This window comes from Neobacillus sp. Soil_C_43, assembly GCF_057656715.1.
On the sequence record NZ_JBDGJV010000001.1, the window covers coordinates 748042 to 764005 of the forward strand.

15 protein-coding genes and 1 other annotated feature are annotated in these 15964 nt (G+C 37.8%); all 15 genes read right to left on the reverse strand.

The window, feature by feature from the left end; translation table 11 throughout:
• Window positions 1-142 precede the first annotated feature (142 nt).
• Window positions 143-391: a binding site (T-box leader), on the reverse strand.
• Between the two features lie 86 nt (window positions 392-477).
• The 15 genes from ytxC to mdh all read right to left on the reverse strand — a co-directional run bounded on the left by ytxC (window position 478) and on the right by mdh (window position 15919).
• A complete protein-coding gene (gene ytxC, locus AC3A54_RS03920) occupies window positions 478-1359 on the reverse strand; it encodes a putative sporulation protein YtxC (protein WP_487653383.1) in 882 nt (293 codons plus the stop codon).
• 144 nt (window positions 1360-1503) lie between these two features.
• A complete protein-coding gene (dnaI, locus tag AC3A54_RS03925; protein WP_487653384.1) occupies window positions 1504-2430 on the reverse strand; it encodes a primosomal protein DnaI in 927 nt (308 codons plus the stop codon).
• A 9-nt stretch (window positions 2431-2439) separates the two neighbouring features.
• On the reverse strand, window positions 2440-3834 hold the full coding sequence (locus tag AC3A54_RS03930) for a replication initiation and membrane attachment family protein (RefSeq protein WP_487653385.1): 1395 nt from the start codon (window positions 3832-3834) through the stop codon (window positions 2440-2442).
• 60 nt (window positions 3835-3894) lie between these two features.
• Window positions 3895-4356 carry a transcriptional regulator NrdR gene (gene nrdR, locus AC3A54_RS03935; RefSeq protein WP_144564449.1) on the reverse strand — a complete coding sequence of 154 codons (462 nt, stop codon included), beginning with the start codon at window positions 4354-4356 and terminating at the stop codon, window positions 3895-3897.
• Between the two features lie 86 nt (window positions 4357-4442).
• Window positions 4443-4829: a hypothetical protein gene (locus tag AC3A54_RS03940; RefSeq protein ID WP_487653386.1), complete on the reverse strand. Its 387-nt coding sequence runs from the start codon at window positions 4827-4829 to the stop codon at window positions 4443-4445.
• 111 nt (window positions 4830-4940) lie between these two features.
• Entirely contained in the window at window positions 4941-5315 is a 375-nt protein-coding gene (gene speD, locus AC3A54_RS03945; protein ID WP_307290748.1) for an adenosylmethionine decarboxylase, read from the reverse strand.
• Window positions 5316-5683: 368 nt separating this feature from the next.
• Complete coding sequence (locus AC3A54_RS03950) at window positions 5684-6715, reverse strand: glyceraldehyde-3-phosphate dehydrogenase (protein ID WP_487653387.1); 1032 nt, start codon at window positions 6713-6715, stop codon at window positions 5684-5686.
• A 355-nt stretch (window positions 6716-7070) separates the two neighbouring features.
• Window positions 7071-7673, reverse strand: a complete 603-nt coding sequence (gene coaE, locus AC3A54_RS03955) for a dephospho-CoA kinase (RefSeq protein WP_487653388.1) — start codon at window positions 7671-7673, stop codon at window positions 7071-7073.
• A gap of 18 nt (window positions 7674-7691) precedes the next feature.
• Window positions 7692-8327 carry a sporulation membrane protein YtaF gene (gene ytaF / locus AC3A54_RS03960; RefSeq protein WP_335545647.1) on the reverse strand — a complete coding sequence of 212 codons (636 nt, stop codon included), beginning with the start codon at window positions 8325-8327 and terminating at the stop codon, window positions 7692-7694.
• Between the two features lie 98 nt (window positions 8328-8425).
• Complete coding sequence (mutM, locus tag AC3A54_RS03965; RefSeq protein ID WP_487653389.1) at window positions 8426-9253, reverse strand: DNA-formamidopyrimidine glycosylase; 828 nt, start codon at window positions 9251-9253, stop codon at window positions 8426-8428.
• A gap of 18 nt (window positions 9254-9271) precedes the next feature.
• Entirely contained in the window at window positions 9272-11908 is a 2637-nt protein-coding gene (gene polA / locus AC3A54_RS03970; RefSeq protein ID WP_487653390.1) for a DNA polymerase I, read from the reverse strand.
• Between the two features lie 18 nt (window positions 11909-11926).
• Window positions 11927-13345: a two-component system histidine kinase PnpS gene (pnpS, locus tag AC3A54_RS03975; protein ID WP_487653391.1), complete on the reverse strand. Its 1419-nt coding sequence runs from the start codon at window positions 13343-13345 to the stop codon at window positions 11927-11929.
• Complete coding sequence (locus AC3A54_RS03980; protein ID WP_335545655.1) at window positions 13342-14061, reverse strand: response regulator; 720 nt, start codon at window positions 14059-14061, stop codon at window positions 13342-13344. Before AC3A54_RS03980 ends, pnpS begins: the two co-directional genes overlap by 4 nt.
• Window positions 14062-14423: 362 nt before the next feature.
• The gene (locus AC3A54_RS03985; RefSeq protein WP_335545657.1) at window positions 14424-14900 is read right to left on the reverse strand and encodes a MaoC/PaaZ C-terminal domain-containing protein; all 477 of its coding nucleotides are present in this window, start codon (window positions 14898-14900) and stop codon (window positions 14424-14426) included.
• Window positions 14901-14980: 80 nt separating this feature from the next.
• Window positions 14981-15919 (reverse strand): malate dehydrogenase, encoded by a 939-nt coding sequence (gene mdh / locus AC3A54_RS03990; RefSeq protein WP_335545659.1) that lies wholly within the window; start codon window positions 15917-15919, stop codon window positions 14981-14983.
• Between the last annotated feature and the right edge of the window lie 45 nt (window positions 15920-15964).

Genomic DNA, 15964 nt, shown 5'->3' on the forward strand with positions numbered 1-15964 from the left:
GCCTCCTCGGCGCTTGCGCCTGCGGGGTCTCCCCTGAACCGTACTCCCACAGGAGTCTTCGCGCCTTCCGCTCCAATCAACAGGGTGTAAAAATCAACACTGTTCTTTAACACAGCATAAAAATAAAAAAACCCGTCCCTGGAATAGGGACGAGTTTTGATTAACACGTGGTTCCACCCAATTTTTCATGTTCAATACAAACGATTAATCATGACTTTGGTCAGGTAACGGCTGTTGCCGTCAACAATTACTAATTCCATAGAACAGGAAATGTTCACTGCTGAAGTTTAAAGGTGGTAAGTATTTATCCCGTGTTAGAAGACTTTCAGCCGGTGGTCTTCCTCTCTAAAAACCGTAAATGAAATACTGTTGTCCTTATCATTACTTTTACTACATATTTGCTATGTACGTTATTATAATGATTTACTTTTAAAATTGCAAGGTGCATAAAACTAAATATTGACATTATTTTATTTTTTATGCATGATTTTCCGATGAATTTTTTTCAGTAGTCCATTTTTTAATCTCACGAAGTGCGCCATACTCCTTAAGGGTTACTCTTTCCTCAAATATATTCTTGATGGTTCTAACCAGCGGCTCATCAGGATCTTTTGTATAAATAAAAATAGACGTTGGTGCAAGTGACAGCAGCGGCGCAATGGAAGCAGAGTCAACATAAACAGGATGATTCACCAATAACCTTCTATCAATCAATCTTGTTAATTCGCCTCTTTTAATTTCAACAAAATCCTCATTAAAAAAAGTAATTTCCTCATCGAACAATAAATGAAGCGTATCCATTTTGGGTTCACGGTTCACTAAAAAGTCTCTTAGCATGTGTACAAACATTTGATATTCCTGCTCCATTTTGTATTCATCAATGGCAATCTCAACATAGCTTTCTAGCGCTTGTAGATAGGAACGCAGGCGAAATTTAACAAAAGAGTCGAAAGAGAACGTGACATTTTCATGAAGAATCTCATCAATAGCCTCACTAATTAGGTTAGGCTCTTCATTTATTTCTTTTAATAAAACAGCAAGATCCTCTCTTTGCCCGTCCAGTAAGGAATAGATAATATCAATAATCTGCTGTTGCTCTTCCATGTCGGTATAATAATAATGATCCCTTACTATCTCTCGAAACCAATGATCCCGTTTCGTATTTGTTATAAACTGATAAAAGGCCGATTTCACCCTGTCAAACAGAGCCGTAGAAAAGCAAATATCAACTATCTTTACTATATGTCGATCTTCTAAAAGAAGAATAGTTTCATTCATTGGATTATATGGTACGTACTTCAGCAAGTGGTTATAAAGTTTTTGTGCATCCAGCTTGCTTTGGAAGATGATTTCCGCCAACCAAATCCCCCCTTTGAGGCATTGTCTGTTTAATATATATGGGGGACTTGACCAAAATAGAAGTTAGATAACCACAGTTTTGCTATAATAATAAAAAAAGGACTACCGGGTGATCCGGTAATCCGATGGAAACACATATTATTCCTAACGCCTATTAGGACCACTAACTAGAACCGGCTCACTTAAGGTGCGAATTCGCTCCATGATTCTTCTCGCTTTCATTCTCTCTTCTTCCCCACGCTGGCTATAAGTCAAATGATGTTCCAACTCATTAAAATCGAAGTTCGAAGTAAAAAACGTCGGCAAACTTTCCAGCATCCTAAACTGAAGAATTGGACCTAATACCTCGTCCCTTGTCCAACTCGACATCGACTCAGCCCCCATATCGTCCAGCATCAAAATCGGCTCTTTCTTCAAAGCTTCAATTTTTCCATTTAAGGTTGAATCTGCTATTGAACTTTTCATCTCTCTTAGAAGTTCAGGCACATAGACAATCATAGAAGAGATTTGTTGTTGGGCCAGTTTATTCGCAATCGCTCCCAACAAATAAGATTTCCCTACTCCAAATTCACCATAAAAATATAGCCCCTTTGTTGGTTTTCCTTGTTTAAAATCAGCTACAAATGCGATTGTCTTCTTAAAAGCATCTATTCGTTCATCATCAGTAAAGAATTTGTCAAAGGTAGCGTTTAAGATATCTTTCGGGACATATAAACTTTTAATAAGAGTTTCATTTTTCTTCTTTTCATCATACATGATTTTCCGATGACAGCGTTCGTATCGGACATCTATGAAATTTCGTGTTAAAACCAATTCAGGCCGATAGCCTTTCATCATATTGATACAATGATCAAGGCTTTCGCATTTCTCACAATCCTTACTTTGATTTGTATATTCAAAAAGCTTACCTAAACTTCTATCAATGATTTCTTTCGTTATTGCTTGTTCATTCTTTAGAATAAATTCTTCGATATCTGGGTTTTCGAGGGTTTCGCGGCGCATTTTATCGTATCGTCTTTGAAAATCTCCTTGTGAGGATAACCGTTTCAATGTTTGATTTATTTTCTCCATAAGTCACCTCTAGTCATCTAATGCCTTTAGCATTTCTTCTATCTCACGCTTTTTAGCTTCTAAATCAGGACTCTTCTCTACCTTCTCCGACTTCTTTGGTTTTTCTTTATCAAACCATTCAGGAAGAAGCTCTGTCCGAAGAGGCTTCTTATTTGTACCTTTTGTACTTTTTGCAGTTTTTTTGCTTTCTTTCCGTATGCGCTCGTCCTTCTTTGCAAGTTCCATTGCTTCCTTTACCGTCTTCACTTGCTTTCGTGCCCAATGACTGGCTATTGAGTCGACAAATGCTTTAGTAAACTTCATATCTGATTTTATCATGACAACCTCAATAAGAACATTCACTACCCCTGGAGGAAGTTTATACTTAATCATAATCTCCTCTAAGATATCCAAATTAGCATTTGAAGGTTCCACGCCACCTGAAATGTCCTTAAAAACAGTTAAAGGAGAAGTAGTTTCATAATAACGAATCAGTTTTTCTTCTGGAGTTTTTGGCTCAGTAACTTGAACTTGGTGAATTACAGGCTGTGTTCTGTTTATAAGGCTCGGGAGCTTGTCATAATGAACAAATTGATACCAATCACGTGCGCCTTTTCTTAAGTCTTCTATATCAATTTCTTCATTCGGATTTATGGCACCTAAGATAAAATTTTTCATTTCAATCGGATTTATGTTATACAGAAAAGCAAGATTACTAATAACATTCTTTACTTTTGGTGTCAGTGCTTTTTTGGGAACCAAAGATTCATTAAGTCCTGCAGCTAATAAATCAAAATCAAACGTATTTGTATCAATTTGAAGTGGTTTTTGTTCATTACGACCGATAAACTGTTGATTTTGTTCTGCTTCAAGATCCTCTGTTACATATTGAAGATACTGAAGGCTACCAGGCGTAGCTGAAGCAAACACATCTTGGAAGGCCTTGGTTACATCCTGATATTCCTTATCCTTTGTCATTTGCTGGTCAGAGAAAAACCGTTTTAGACGAGCAAAATGGTTTTTTCCAATTTTCCGATAAAGAAATATATTTAACATTCCATCCAAAAAGAATTGTTCAGGCGTTAAAGGAGGAAGCAGCTCATAAATAAAGGACCGGTCTCCCTCTTCATCTATTTTAACGAAAGTCTTTAATAACCCTATTCCCTCTAACTTTAGACGCGCTTCATATATATCCTTTAAATTTAACCCTAACAGGTTCATTAACAGATGGTGCGTGGATGAATCAGACCAGAGTTTATTTTCCTCCAGTTCCGCCCAGAGTGTCATATACAAGCTTAAACAAGTTGACCCAATCAAGGGCTGGTATAGAAACGTCAGCACTTTCCGGTCATACTCATGGAGCAGCCCATCGGATGCTACAATATAACGATCGATAGGAAGAATTTCCTGCCAATGCTGCGCCATATGATTCCAACCTTTCTCTTTCAATAGTGAAAAAAGAGCCAAAGACGACCCTTTAGCTCATTACGATTTTTCTTTTTTTATCAGTTCTTTTAATTCGTCGATAAATACATTAATATCTTTAAATTGGCGATAAACGGAAGCAAATCTTACATATGCGACTTCATCTACATGGGCAAGTCGATCCATTACCATTTCGCCAACAGCTTCACTTTTAATTTCAGAAATCCCCTGACTTCGAAGGTCCTTTTCCACACCGTGCGTAATATCTTCTAACTCCTTTAAGGCAACAGGCCGCTTTTCACACGCCTTAATTAAGCCCCTAAGTATTTTATCACGGCTGAATTCTTCCCTTGTCCCTTCCTTCTTTACAACTATTAAGGGAATCTCTTCAATCTTTTCAAATGTAGTAAAGCGATATCCGCACTCCTCACATTCGCGTCTTCGCCGTGTTGCACGTCCTTCATCAACAGGCCGAGAATCAAGCACACGTGTACCATAATTTTGACATGAAGGGCATTTCATTGTTAATCAACTCCAAATCTGACGAAATCCGAACAATATCCTACTTTTATCTTATAAAAAAGCAGACCTTTGCACAAGTACAAGTATTAGGAGTTTTGTTTTTCTTTAATAACCGTATGTAATTGATTCACCCGATCGTAATAAGAAACCACTCTTTTTTTTAGTTCAGGGTAATTACCTAAGATAGAGAATCGTTCAGTTGAAATATTAAAGTCTACAGCCGTTTCTAGTCCTTTCACAGAAACAATGGTCACAATCAGAAAACAAGGGAAGGGCTTTTTAATTTCTACCGCAATCTCTCCATGTTCTTTTGAGACCGTTAAAATGCGACAGTCAGCATCTTCATGAAATACCTTTTCAATCGATTCAAAAATCTTATTAAAATTGCCCTTATAGTAATGAGTCTTTAAAGAAGCATCCTTGTTTTGATCAGATGTTTCAATTTGACTTCTAAAGCGTCCGAATAAACTCATTTAAATATAACCCTCCAAAAATTCTTCCTTTTTATTTAGTTTACAACATATTGAGGAAAATATAAAAAGAGGTGTACATAGTTCGTACACCCCTTCGATCATTTTTTTTAATTAAAGTACCTTTGCTTGCTTAACATTTACTGGACCCATACCACGTGGAATTTCAATATTTTCACGCGTTTGAGCATTTAAAGCCTCAGCAATATAATCAGCAGCTACATTAGGGTTTAAATCACCACAAGTATATACATCAATGCTTGCATATCCATGTTCAGGGAAGCTGTGAATTGTAAGATGTGATTCAGAAATAATTACAACACCGCTAACGCCTTGTGGAGCAAATTTATGAAAAGCTACTTCGCGGATTTCCGCACCTGATTTAAGAGCTGCTTCTACAAAAGTTGTTTCAATAAAATCCATATCATTTAATTTTTCAAAGTCGCATCCCCAAAGTTCAGAGATTACGTGTCGTCCCATTGTTTCCATATTCTTATTTCCCCCTCTAACCTTTTATGATGGTTTCCTGAAATCCGGTTATTGACGGTATCTTATAACTACCACGGGGGAAAGTTAGTCCAGAGAGGTCCTAACCCTTTAAGTAATTAATAGGTACCTAATTTCAAGAAGTTCACGATGACTAGTATACTTTGTTTATATTTTTTTTGCAACCTATCAAATTAAAATTTTCATAAGATATTTTTGTAACAAGGCAAGGTTGGCATATTCCTCTATATATAATAATAAAAAATCATTAGTTCAAAAGCATTTTATGCCAAAATGTACAAAATTGTAACAGGCTAGGACAGAAAAAAATGCTGTCAATCGACAGCATTTTTCTACCTTTTTAATCTGTTCTAGCCGACCTTAACCTGTGAGGATTTAGCTATTTGCTCTGACACATATAGAGCCAAGTCTACGACACGAGAAGAATATCCCCACTCATTATCATACCAAGCTAAAACCTTAACCTTTCTTGTCCCCATTACCATTGTCGAAAGTCCATCAATGATAGCTGAATTCTCGTTTGTATTAAAGTCCACTGAAACGAGCGGTTCCATTGTTAAATCCAAAATCCCTCTTAAACTGCCATGTGCAGCTTCCATAAAGGCATTATTAATATCATCAACCGTTACATCTTGGTGTAGGTCAACTACTAAATCAACAAGTGAAACATTTGGTGTTGGTACTCGTAGTGCCATCCCATGTAATTTACCCTTCAATTGTGGCAATACCAGTGATAATGCTTTAGCCGCACCTGTTGTTGTAGGGATAATAGATTGTCCACAGGCACGGGCTCTCCGTAAATCTTTATGAGGATTATCAATATTCTTTTGGTCATTTGTGTAGGCATGAATTGTTGTCATTAAGCCACTTTCAATTCCAAATTTCTCATCTAGTACCTTTGCAACTGGTGCAAGACAATTCGTTGTGCAGGATGCGTTTGAAATAATATCATGCTGATTAATATCAAGCATTTCATCATTTACACCCATAACGATTGTAACATCCTCATTTTTCCCTGGTGCAGTTAAAATCACTTTTTTTGCACCTGCTGTAAGATGCAGAGCAGCCTTTTCTCTGGAGTTGAATTTTCCAGTTGCTTCGATCACGATATCAATCCCTAGCTCTCTCCATGGAAGCTGCTCCGGGTTACGTTCACTTAGTAATTTTATTCTTTTACCATTTACAATTAATTCGTTATCTAAAGGGATAACTTCTCCCTGAAAAGGTCCATGATTTGTATCATATTTAAGTAGATGAGCTAATGTTTCAGCCGGATAGCTCGCATTTATTGCTACTACATCAAGTTTTTTTTCAAGGATTGCTTTTCTAAAAACCATCCTTCCAATTCTCCCAAACCCATTTATTGCAATTCGTGACTTCATTTTACGGCCCCTTCCGTATTAATGTTATACTTTTGAGTTGTATTCTTGTAATTAGTATAACATATATAGGTTGAATTGTGATGAATAAACTGCGGATTTTTAAATGTTTTATAATTCTGATAACTTAGTAGTTTTTTCTACTTGTCTGTTGATTTCCGCTCCAGGCACTTCGCTTTCCGTGGGTGTTTCGGTGAGCCTCCTCGGCGCAAGCGCCTGCGGGGTCTCACCTGAACCATACTCCCACAGGAGTCTTCGTGCCTTCCGCTCCAATCAACAGTGTGTAAAAATCAACACTGTCTTTTATCACAGCCAAATTCAAAAAAGGAGAAGGGGCTCCCCTTCTCCTCTTATGTTATTAAATTTTTATTCCAAATTGGGATAATACGTTTATGAGTTGTTTTTTTGTTTCTTCTATTGATCCATTATTATTAATCACTGCATCTGCTAATTTTATTTTTTCGTTGAGAGGCATCTGAGACTGTATTCGGGCCTTAGCATCATCAATCGAAAGGCTATTTCGCTTCATAAGTCTTTCAAATTGTATGTCATAATCCACGTATACAAGAATCGTCTTCTCGACCATATAGGTTAGCTTGCTTTCAAATAATAGAGGGATATCCAGGACAATGACTTCTTCCCCGTTCAACTGAGCCTTTTCAACCTGCTCCATCATTCTCTTTCTAACTTCCGGATGGACTATTTCATTTAAAAGCTTTCGCTTCTCTTCTTGATGGAAAATAATCGAGCCCAATTCTTGTCGATCAATTTCCCCGTCCTCCAATAAAATGTCCTTTCCAAACGTATCAATTATTTGAAAGTAGGCGGCTTCACCTTTCATCACAGCAAGGCGAGCCTCCACATCAGCATCGACAACTGGTATATTCATTTCCTTGAACATTGTTGATACAGTACTTTTTCCACTGGCAATTCCGCCAGTTAAACCGATAACTAATGACATGCTTTTTCCTTTCAGGTATTATAATTTCCAAATACCAATAATGATTAATAAAACCCCAGGTAAAAACGTAAACTTTTGGATCCAATCGAACTTATGAAAAAAAGTGCCACTCTTTATTCCTAACAGGACGAATAAAGAGCTCATGACTGCGACAGTAAGAGCTAAATATAGGGGAGGAAATCCAAGCATAGCTGCTCCAATCCCAGCCCCGAAGGCATCTAATGACAAGGCAAAGCCCAGCATTAATGCTTCGATCCCTGTAATGGTCCCTGACTGGTCAAAGTCAGCAGACATGGGTTTTTTTAATATACTAATAGCTAATCCTAGGGAGCGGATTTCAAGGTTTACGATTGTTTTTTCATGTTCCACTAATTCTTTTTCTTTTTCGGGCCGAAAAAATTGGTACAATACCCAGGCACCTAGAGCAATCAGAATAAATCCCCCTAGTTTTGCCGTAATATTCGGTGATATTACTTTTTCTAAGCCATGTCCAATTGACACAGCAATCATTAATGAGGCTGCCGAACAGGTTGCAATAACGAGAACGGATTTAATCGGCATGACCATTTTCCTTAATCCATAGGTAAACCCTACACTAAAGCTATCAAGACTAAGGGCAAATGCTAATATGAGAAGTGAGAACAACTGAACCATTACGTCTAGGACTCCTTCCTGAAAATCACTACGATAGTATATGGCAGGAGCCCATCCAATGTTATTGAATTGTTGTTCTCACATTCATTTTGCTTACCTTATAGTTTCTGACAGCTTGGGCAATAATGGGTGCCTCTTCCTCCGACAGTTGTTTTTTCTAGAGGGGTTCCGCAATTTTTACAGGGTTCCCCTTTTCGCCCATATGCATATAATTCAAGCTGGAACATACCAATTTCCCCCTGGGAATTAACATAGGAACGAATCGTACTCCCTCCCTTTTTCACTGCTTCTCCTAAAGTAGCAACAATTTCACTGTGAAGAAGGCTAACTTCGTCCTCAGTTAAAGTACTAGCAAGCCGTTCTGGATGTATTCCAGCCCGGAAAAGGGCCTCATCCACGTATATGTTGCCAAGACCTACTAGTAATTTTTGATCGAGTAAGGCTGGTTTTACTTTCCTATTGGTTTTTTTCAGTTTCCGAGACAGGTACTCTTGAGTAAATTCTTCTGAAAAGGGTTCAGGACCAAGCTCTATCAATGGAGGTTTTGTAAATTCTTCCCCCTTTTTATATAAATGCATCGTTCCAAACTTCCGGACATCTCTATACCGTAATTCTGTATCGTCAGTAAAATGGAAAATGACATGTGTATGTTTATCAAAAGGAAGTTCCTTCGGATAAAGTCCATACTTTCCTTCCATCCGTAAATGTGAGACTAACGCATAGTGATCTGTATATATGATAAGAAACTTCCCTCTTCGCCCAACATCAATAATGGTCTCTTTTTTTAATGCATCAATAAACTGCTCAACCTCTACAGGATTTTTAATAATTTTTGGCCAGTAGACGGTGATTTCTCCAATTGTCTTATTAAGAACCATTTTTTTTAACGTCTTTCGTACTGTTTCTACCTCTGGAAGCTCTGGCAATATAGATCCTCCTTTTATTTATTTCGCATCAAACCAGGTTGGACCATAGGAATAATCCACTTTTAATGGCACCTTCAATTCAAGAGCATTTTCCATGACACTTGGAACTAGCTCTTGAAGAATAGCCACTTCATCCTCTGGAGCCTCAAAAATCAATTCATCGTGTACCTGGAGCAATAAGCGTGTCTTTAAACCTTTATCCTTTAACGCCTCATCCATATCAATCATTGCTTTCTTGATAATATCTGCCGCACTGCCCTGAATAGGCGTATTCATGGCTGTACGTTCCGCAAAACTTCTCAAATTAAAGTTTCGGGCCGTGATTTCAGGAAGATAACGTCTTCTCTGCATTAACGTGGAAACATAGCCTTTTTGCTTTGCCGAGTGAATAATATCATCCATATATTCTTTCACACCAGGGTAAGTATCTAAGTATCTCTCGATGAAACGTCCAGCTTCCTTACGGGTGATCCCTAAGGACTGTGAAAGTCCATAGTCACTGATCCCGTAAACAATTCCAAAGTTAACGGCCTTTGCTTGACGTCTCATATTAGAGGTTACTTCATCTTCCGACACATGGAAAACCTCCATCGCCGTTTTTGTATGAATATCAAGATCATCTTTGAATGCTTGGATTAGCTTTTCATCCCCGGCAATATGGGCAAGCACACGAAGTTCTATCTGAGAATAATCGGATGCAAAAATCACCCAGCCTTCCTCAGAAGGGACAAACGCCTGGCGAATTTTTCTACCTTCTTCCAGTCGGATTGGAATATTTTGTAGGTTCGGGTCGATGGAGCTTAATCGTCCGGTTGCGGTTAATGTTTGCTGGTACCTTGTATGCACTTTTTCTGTTTTCGGATCAATCACTTTTAATAAACCTTCAATATAGGTGGATTGGAGTTTGCCTAATTGCCGATACAGAAGGATATGCTCAATTATTTCATGATCCTCAGCTAACTTTTCCAAAACATCAGCCGAAGTAGAATAGCCCGTCTTTGTTTTCTTTAATGCTTGAAGACCTAACTTTTCAAATAGAATGACACCTAATTGTTTTGGAGAATTAATATTAAATTTTTCTCCCGCAAGTTCACAAATCTTCTCTTCAATTTCCACTAGTCGTTCATTCAGTTCTTTGCCCATTGTCTGCAGACGTTCCCGTTCTACCTTTATACCACACGATTCCATATCAGCTAAAATGAGTGAAAGTGGCATCTCAAGCTCATTGAATAATTCATATTGTTCATTTGCTCGTAATTCATCTTCCAATTTATCCTTTATTTCAGCCATGGCAAGCCCTTTACGTACAAGATGTTCTGCTAGCTTTGGCTCTTCAGGGACTTTTCGTTTAGCTCCCTTCCCATAAAAGGAATCATCCGCTTGAATGTTATGATAGTGATATTTATGTGCAATCGCAGCAAGATCTTCTTGGGTCTCTGAAGGATTAATTAGATAAGAAGCCATTAAAATATCAAAGTCTGTACCTTTCAGATGGATATTCTGCCTTCTTAAAGAAACCTCCGACCGCTTTGCATCATAAACGGTCTTCTTTTTCCCTTCATCTTCTGCCCAGTTTTTAAACGCCTCTGATTTCAATGCTAGTTCCGTTGGCAGGTAGAATTGTCCTTTTTCATTTATAAGGGAAAACCCAATAATCTCTGCATAATGATAATTATCATCAAGAAGTTCTACATAAAAATAATTATTTCCAGCAAACATATCTTCGGTTATTTCGGAAGGAGTGACATATTCAATATCTACAAGCTCCTGATCGTTATGTACGGTTGTATCTTCCCCCAGCTTGTCTAATAAGGAATGAAAGCCTAATTCTTTAAAGAGGGGCACTAACTTCTCTCTAATATAGCCTTCAAAGGCGATTGTTTCTAAATCGACTTCGACGGGTGCTTGCCTTTCAATCGTTGCCAGCTCTTTACTCATTATTGCCTGGTCTTTGAATTCCTCTAATTTTTCCTTAAGCTTATTTCCGCTTACTTGATCAATAGATTGAAGCAGTTTTTCAAGGGTTGTAAATTCTTTTAACAATTTAATAGCAGTCTTTTCACCCACTCCGGGCACACCAGGAATATTATCAGATGCATCCCCCATAAGACCTTTCATATCGATAATCTGTTCGGGTGTAAGACCATATTTTTCAGCTACATGCCGAGGAGTATATTCCTCTATATCCGTAATTCCTTTTCTAGTGATTCCTACAGTGGTATGGGGCGAAGACAGCTGGGTTAAATCTTTATCCCCAGAAATAACTTTGACTTCATACCCATCCTTTTCAGCAGTTAGGGAAAGCGTTCCAATTATATCATCAGCCTCGTAATTTTCTAGCTCATATCTGGAAATTCCGTAGGCATCTAATAAATCACGAATAAACGGGAATTGCTCAGATAATTCTGGCGGCGTTTTTTGTCTCCCTCCTTTGTACTCTCCAAAGGTTTTATGTCTGAAGGTCGTTTTTCCCGCATCAAAGGCAACAAGCATATGCGTTGGTTTTTCATCCTCCAAAATCTTCATTAACATCATCGTAAAACCATAAACTGCATTCGTATGAATCCCCTTATCATTATTAAGGAGCGGTAGTGCGAAAAAAGCACGATAAGCTATACTATTACCGTCTATCAGCACAAGCTTTTTCTTTTCCATCTTCTTCACCATCCAATATCATTTCAAATATTTATGAAGCTCTAGGATAAACTCACTGCCTTCCCCTAACTTGCTTCTAACACTGATCTGCCCATGATGAGCCTCCACTAAATGTTTAACAATCGCTAAACCAAGACCTGTTCCACCTGAGTTACGGCTTCTTGCACGATCCACCCGGTAAAAACGTTCAAAAATTCTTGGAATCTCTTCCTTTTTTATACCTACCCCTGAGTCCTTCACATGGATTCGGACTTTTTCATTGTGTTCCAGGAGGATGATTTTCACATCGCCTCCGGAAGGTGTGTAAGAAATGGCATTACCAATTAAATTGATAAACACTTGTTTTAAACGATCCACATCACCAATGATTTGCACTCTTTCCTGCTTACAATAAAATTCAAGGCGTATGTTTTTAGCTTCTGCCTTTCCACTTAAAAGGGTAATTACCTCTTCAAGCAACAACTTTAAGTCTACTTCTTTTAATAGTAATTGAAAGCCTTGCTGCTCAATTTTCGAAAGGTCCAATAGGTCCTGAATCAGGGATTGGAGACGATCACTTTCTTTTAAGATAATGGATAAAAAAGATTCTAATGTTTCTTTATTATTCATAGCACCATCTAAAAGGGTTTCAGTAAATCCCTTAATAGACGTAACAGGCGTTTTTAGTTCATGGGATACGTTTGCCACGAAATCCTTGCGAATTTGTTCAAGCTTTTTTATTTCCGTAATATCGTGAAAAACAAGTAATACCCCTTTCCAAACATTGTTTTTCCCAATAATAGGCACACCATAAACCATAAAAAATTTTCTTTCTATCAATAAGGGAATAGATAATTGCTTACTTACTTTCTGTTCGGTTCGAAATACTTCGGCAACTAATTGACATATTTCTTCAGAATCAACTACTTCATAATAAAGTTTATTTAAGTAATTGGTAGGATCCATGTGAAATATCTCCACAAAGCCTTTGTTTATGAGACTGATATATCCGCGGCTATCAATTAATACTAACCCAGAACCCATATTTTCTATTAATGCACCTAAGCGATCCTGCTGCATTTCTTGTGATTTAGCTAATTCTTGCAGATTTTCAGCTAACATGTTAATAGCTGACCCCAACATTCCTGTTCCGTTAAGCTTACCTACAGATGTTCTCGCACGGTAATTACCGTTTGCCAATTGAATGGCAACATCAGTTGCTGCTTCTATGTGCTTTGAATACCTCGAGGTAGTTCTGATGCAGAAGAAGCTGATGACAATTAAGACCATAACAAGTATAAGGAAGAGTATGAGTAATACTTCAATTTTATATTGACCCTTTAGTAATTCTAAAACGTCATTTCTAAATAAATGGGTCAACCATATTCCAATCGCAATCAACACTGTAATAATAGTGAAAACTAATGGAATTAACAGCTTTGTACGAGATTTTGTCATTCTTCTTTTGGTCCCTCCAGCTTATAACCTAGACCACGAAGTGTCTTAATATAAACAGGCCTCTTCGTTTCTTCTTCAATTTTTTCCCTAAGGTGAGAGATATGTACATCAACAATTCTAGTATCGCCAGCAAACTCATAATTCCAAACAGCACTTAATAACTGATCCCTTGTTAAAACCCGTCCTTTATTCTGTGCCAAATAAAGAAGTAATTCAAACTCTTTTAATGTTAATTCAAGGAGTTCCTCCTGAAAATAAGCTTCATATTTTTCTGGGTAAATTTTTAACTTACCGATTTCAATTAGTTCATCGTAATTCTTTTCTGCTTCTTCTGGAACCTCATGTTGAATCTGTGTTCTTCTTAATATGGCTTTCACACGTGCAATCACTTCTCTTGGGCTAAATGGTTTGACCATATAGTCGTCTGCACCAAGCTCTAAACCAATTATTTTATCTAATTCATCATCTTTCGCTGTTAACATTAAAATAGGAATCATGATATTCTTTTGACGAAGCTGTTTGCATACTTCCATTCCATCTAATTTTGGCAGCATTAAATCTAAAACAATTATATCAGGAGATTCCGTTTCGGCTATTTCCTTCCCCTCTTGACCATCCATAGCTGTTAAAACCTCAAATCCCGACTGTTCTAAATTATATTGGAGTAATGTCACAATCGATTGTTCATCATCTACAACCAGTACTTTGTTTTTCATAATATCCTCCGCTAAATCAAGATACCTTCATTATAATAATAAAGAACAGGTATTTCCTAGAGATACACCTTCTTCATTTCTTATCTTTACAAAAAATTAACAAAGTATATATGTTTTTTTATAAAAATGGCTTTGTAAACTTGTCTGTTGATTTCCGCTCCATGCGCTTCGCTTTCCGTGGGCGTTTCGGCGAGCCTCCACGAAGCTCACGCCTGCGGGGTCTCCCCTGAACCGTACTCCCACAGGAGCCTTCGCGCCTTCCGCTCCAATCAACAGTGTATAAAAATCAACAATGTCCTTTTTACACAGTTATAAAAAAAGCAAAAAGGAATGCAAAAAACACATTCCTTCGTTCATTTCTATTAAAAATTCTCTAATGCTTTCCCGTGTATATCTTCTAACCGGTGTGGAGGGCAGACTTTTACTTTTCCCTGAATGACCGTCTCATTTTTTTCATTGGTTCCCACTACGCTGATTAAAATGGTATGTTCTTTTCTCTGTACATCAATCACTTCAAATAGGCACTCGACTGTTCCGTAATGATAGACAGGCTTCGGAAAGTCAATTTCTTGACTCAAAATATGACTTCCTGGGCCAGGTAAATATTTTGAGATAGCCGAAGTAATAATGCCTGTTAACATGATACTAGGTACAATCGGTTTTTCAAATGGCGTTTGTGATGCATAATCATGCTGAATGTATAAAGGGTTTGAGTCATCTGTTAATCCTAAATATAGAAGGATATCCTTGTCTTCAATTTTTTCTGTTAATGATAGTTTTTCACCAACTGTTATTTCTTCAATCTTTCGGCCTAACTTTCTTTTCTTCCCTAAAAGCATCCATTACACCTCAATTGTAAGCGATTTCATATAAATATAGAGAAAATTCGGGGCATGCACCCCGAATCCTATGTTTTCTATTATACTAATACGTTCATTACATTGCGAACAGAATCAGCGGACTTATCTAATGCTGCTTTTTCTTCAGCAGTAAGGTTAAGCTCGATAATCTTTTCAATACCATTTGCCCCAAGGATAGTTGGAACGCCAAGGTAAATGCCTTCGTAGCCAAACTCGCCTTCAAGGTAAGCTATAGAAGGTAATACACGACGTTGATCCTTAAGGATTGCTTCACACATTTCAACTAGTGATGCAGCCGGAGCATAGTATGCACTTCCGTTACCAAGAAGGTTAACGATTTCGCCGCCGCCTTTTCTAGTGCGCTCAACAATGGCTTCTAAACGATCTTTAGGAATCAATGTTTCTAATGGAATACCACCAGCATAAGAATAACGAACAAGTGGAACCATGTCATCTCCGTGTCCGCCTAAAACAAATCCAGTAACATCTTTTACAGAAAGATTTAATTCTTGAGCAACAAACGTACGGAAACGAGCAGAATCAAGGACTCCTGATTGACCGATTACACGGTTTTTAGGGAAACCAGATTCTTTGAATACAGTGTAGGTCATGGCATCCACTGGGTTAGTTAAGACAAGAATAGTACAGTTTGGAGAATATTTCACAATCTCCTGCGTTACACTTTTCATTACTTTTTGGTTTGTTTGCACTAAATCGTCACGGCTCATGCCTGGTTTACGTGCAATACCCGCAGTAATAACTACAATATCAGAATCGCGTGTGTCTTCGTAATTAGAGGTACCAGTAATGTTTGAGTCGAACCCTTGAACAGGGCTTGCTTCAAGCATATCTAATGCTTTCCCTTTAGTTGGGTTTTCCATTTGAGGAATATCAACTAAAACTACATCACCAAGTTCTTTTTGTGCAAGCAAAAATGCTGTCGTCGCGCCAGTGAATCCGCCGCCGATTACTGAAACCTTTTTACGTTTTAATGACATGTAACTCTCCCCTTATATGTAGGATTATTTAATTTGCAGGGCTGT

Excerpts from the sequence above, each read along its gene's own strand:
- ytaF (WP_335545647.1), bottom strand. The coding sequence starts at position 8,327 with ATGGTTCAGTTGTTCTCACTTCTCATATTAGCATTTGCCCTTAGTCTT.
- dnaI (WP_487653384.1), bottom strand. The coding sequence starts at position 2,430 with ATGGAGAAAATAAATCAAACATTGAAACGGTTATCCTCACAAGGAGAT.
- AC3A54_RS03950 (WP_487653387.1), bottom strand. The coding sequence starts at position 6,715 with ATGAAGTCACGAATTGCAATAAATGGGTTTGGGAGAATTGGAAGGATG.
- AC3A54_RS03940 (WP_487653386.1), bottom strand. The coding sequence starts at position 4,829 with ATGAGTTTATTCGGACGCTTTAGAAGTCAAATTGAAACATCTGATCAA.
- speD (WP_307290748.1), bottom strand. The coding sequence starts at position 5,315 with ATGGAAACAATGGGACGACACGTAATCTCTGAACTTTGGGGATGCGAC.
- nrdR (WP_144564449.1), bottom strand. The coding sequence starts at position 4,356 with ATGAAATGCCCTTCATGTCAAAATTATGGTACACGTGTGCTTGATTCT.
- mdh (WP_335545659.1), bottom strand. The coding sequence starts at position 15,919 with ATGTCATTAAAACGTAAAAAGGTTTCAGTAATCGGCGGCGGATTCACT.
- pnpS (WP_487653391.1), bottom strand. The coding sequence starts at position 13,345 with ATGACAAAATCTCGTACAAAGCTGTTAATTCCATTAGTTTTCACTATT.
- AC3A54_RS03985 (WP_335545657.1), bottom strand. The coding sequence starts at position 14,900 with ATGCTTTTAGGGAAGAAAAGAAAGTTAGGCCGAAAGATTGAAGAAATA.
- AC3A54_RS03980 (WP_335545655.1), bottom strand. The coding sequence starts at position 14,061 with ATGAAAAACAAAGTACTGGTTGTAGATGATGAACAATCGATTGTGACA.
- coaE (WP_487653388.1), bottom strand. The coding sequence starts at position 7,673 with ATGTCATTAGTTATCGGTTTAACTGGCGGAATTGCCAGTGGAAAAAGT.
- polA (WP_487653390.1), bottom strand. The coding sequence starts at position 11,908 with ATGGAAAAGAAAAAGCTTGTGCTGATAGACGGTAATAGTATAGCTTAT.
- AC3A54_RS03930 (WP_487653385.1), bottom strand. The coding sequence starts at position 3,834 with ATGGCGCAGCATTGGCAGGAAATTCTTCCTATCGATCGTTATATTGTA.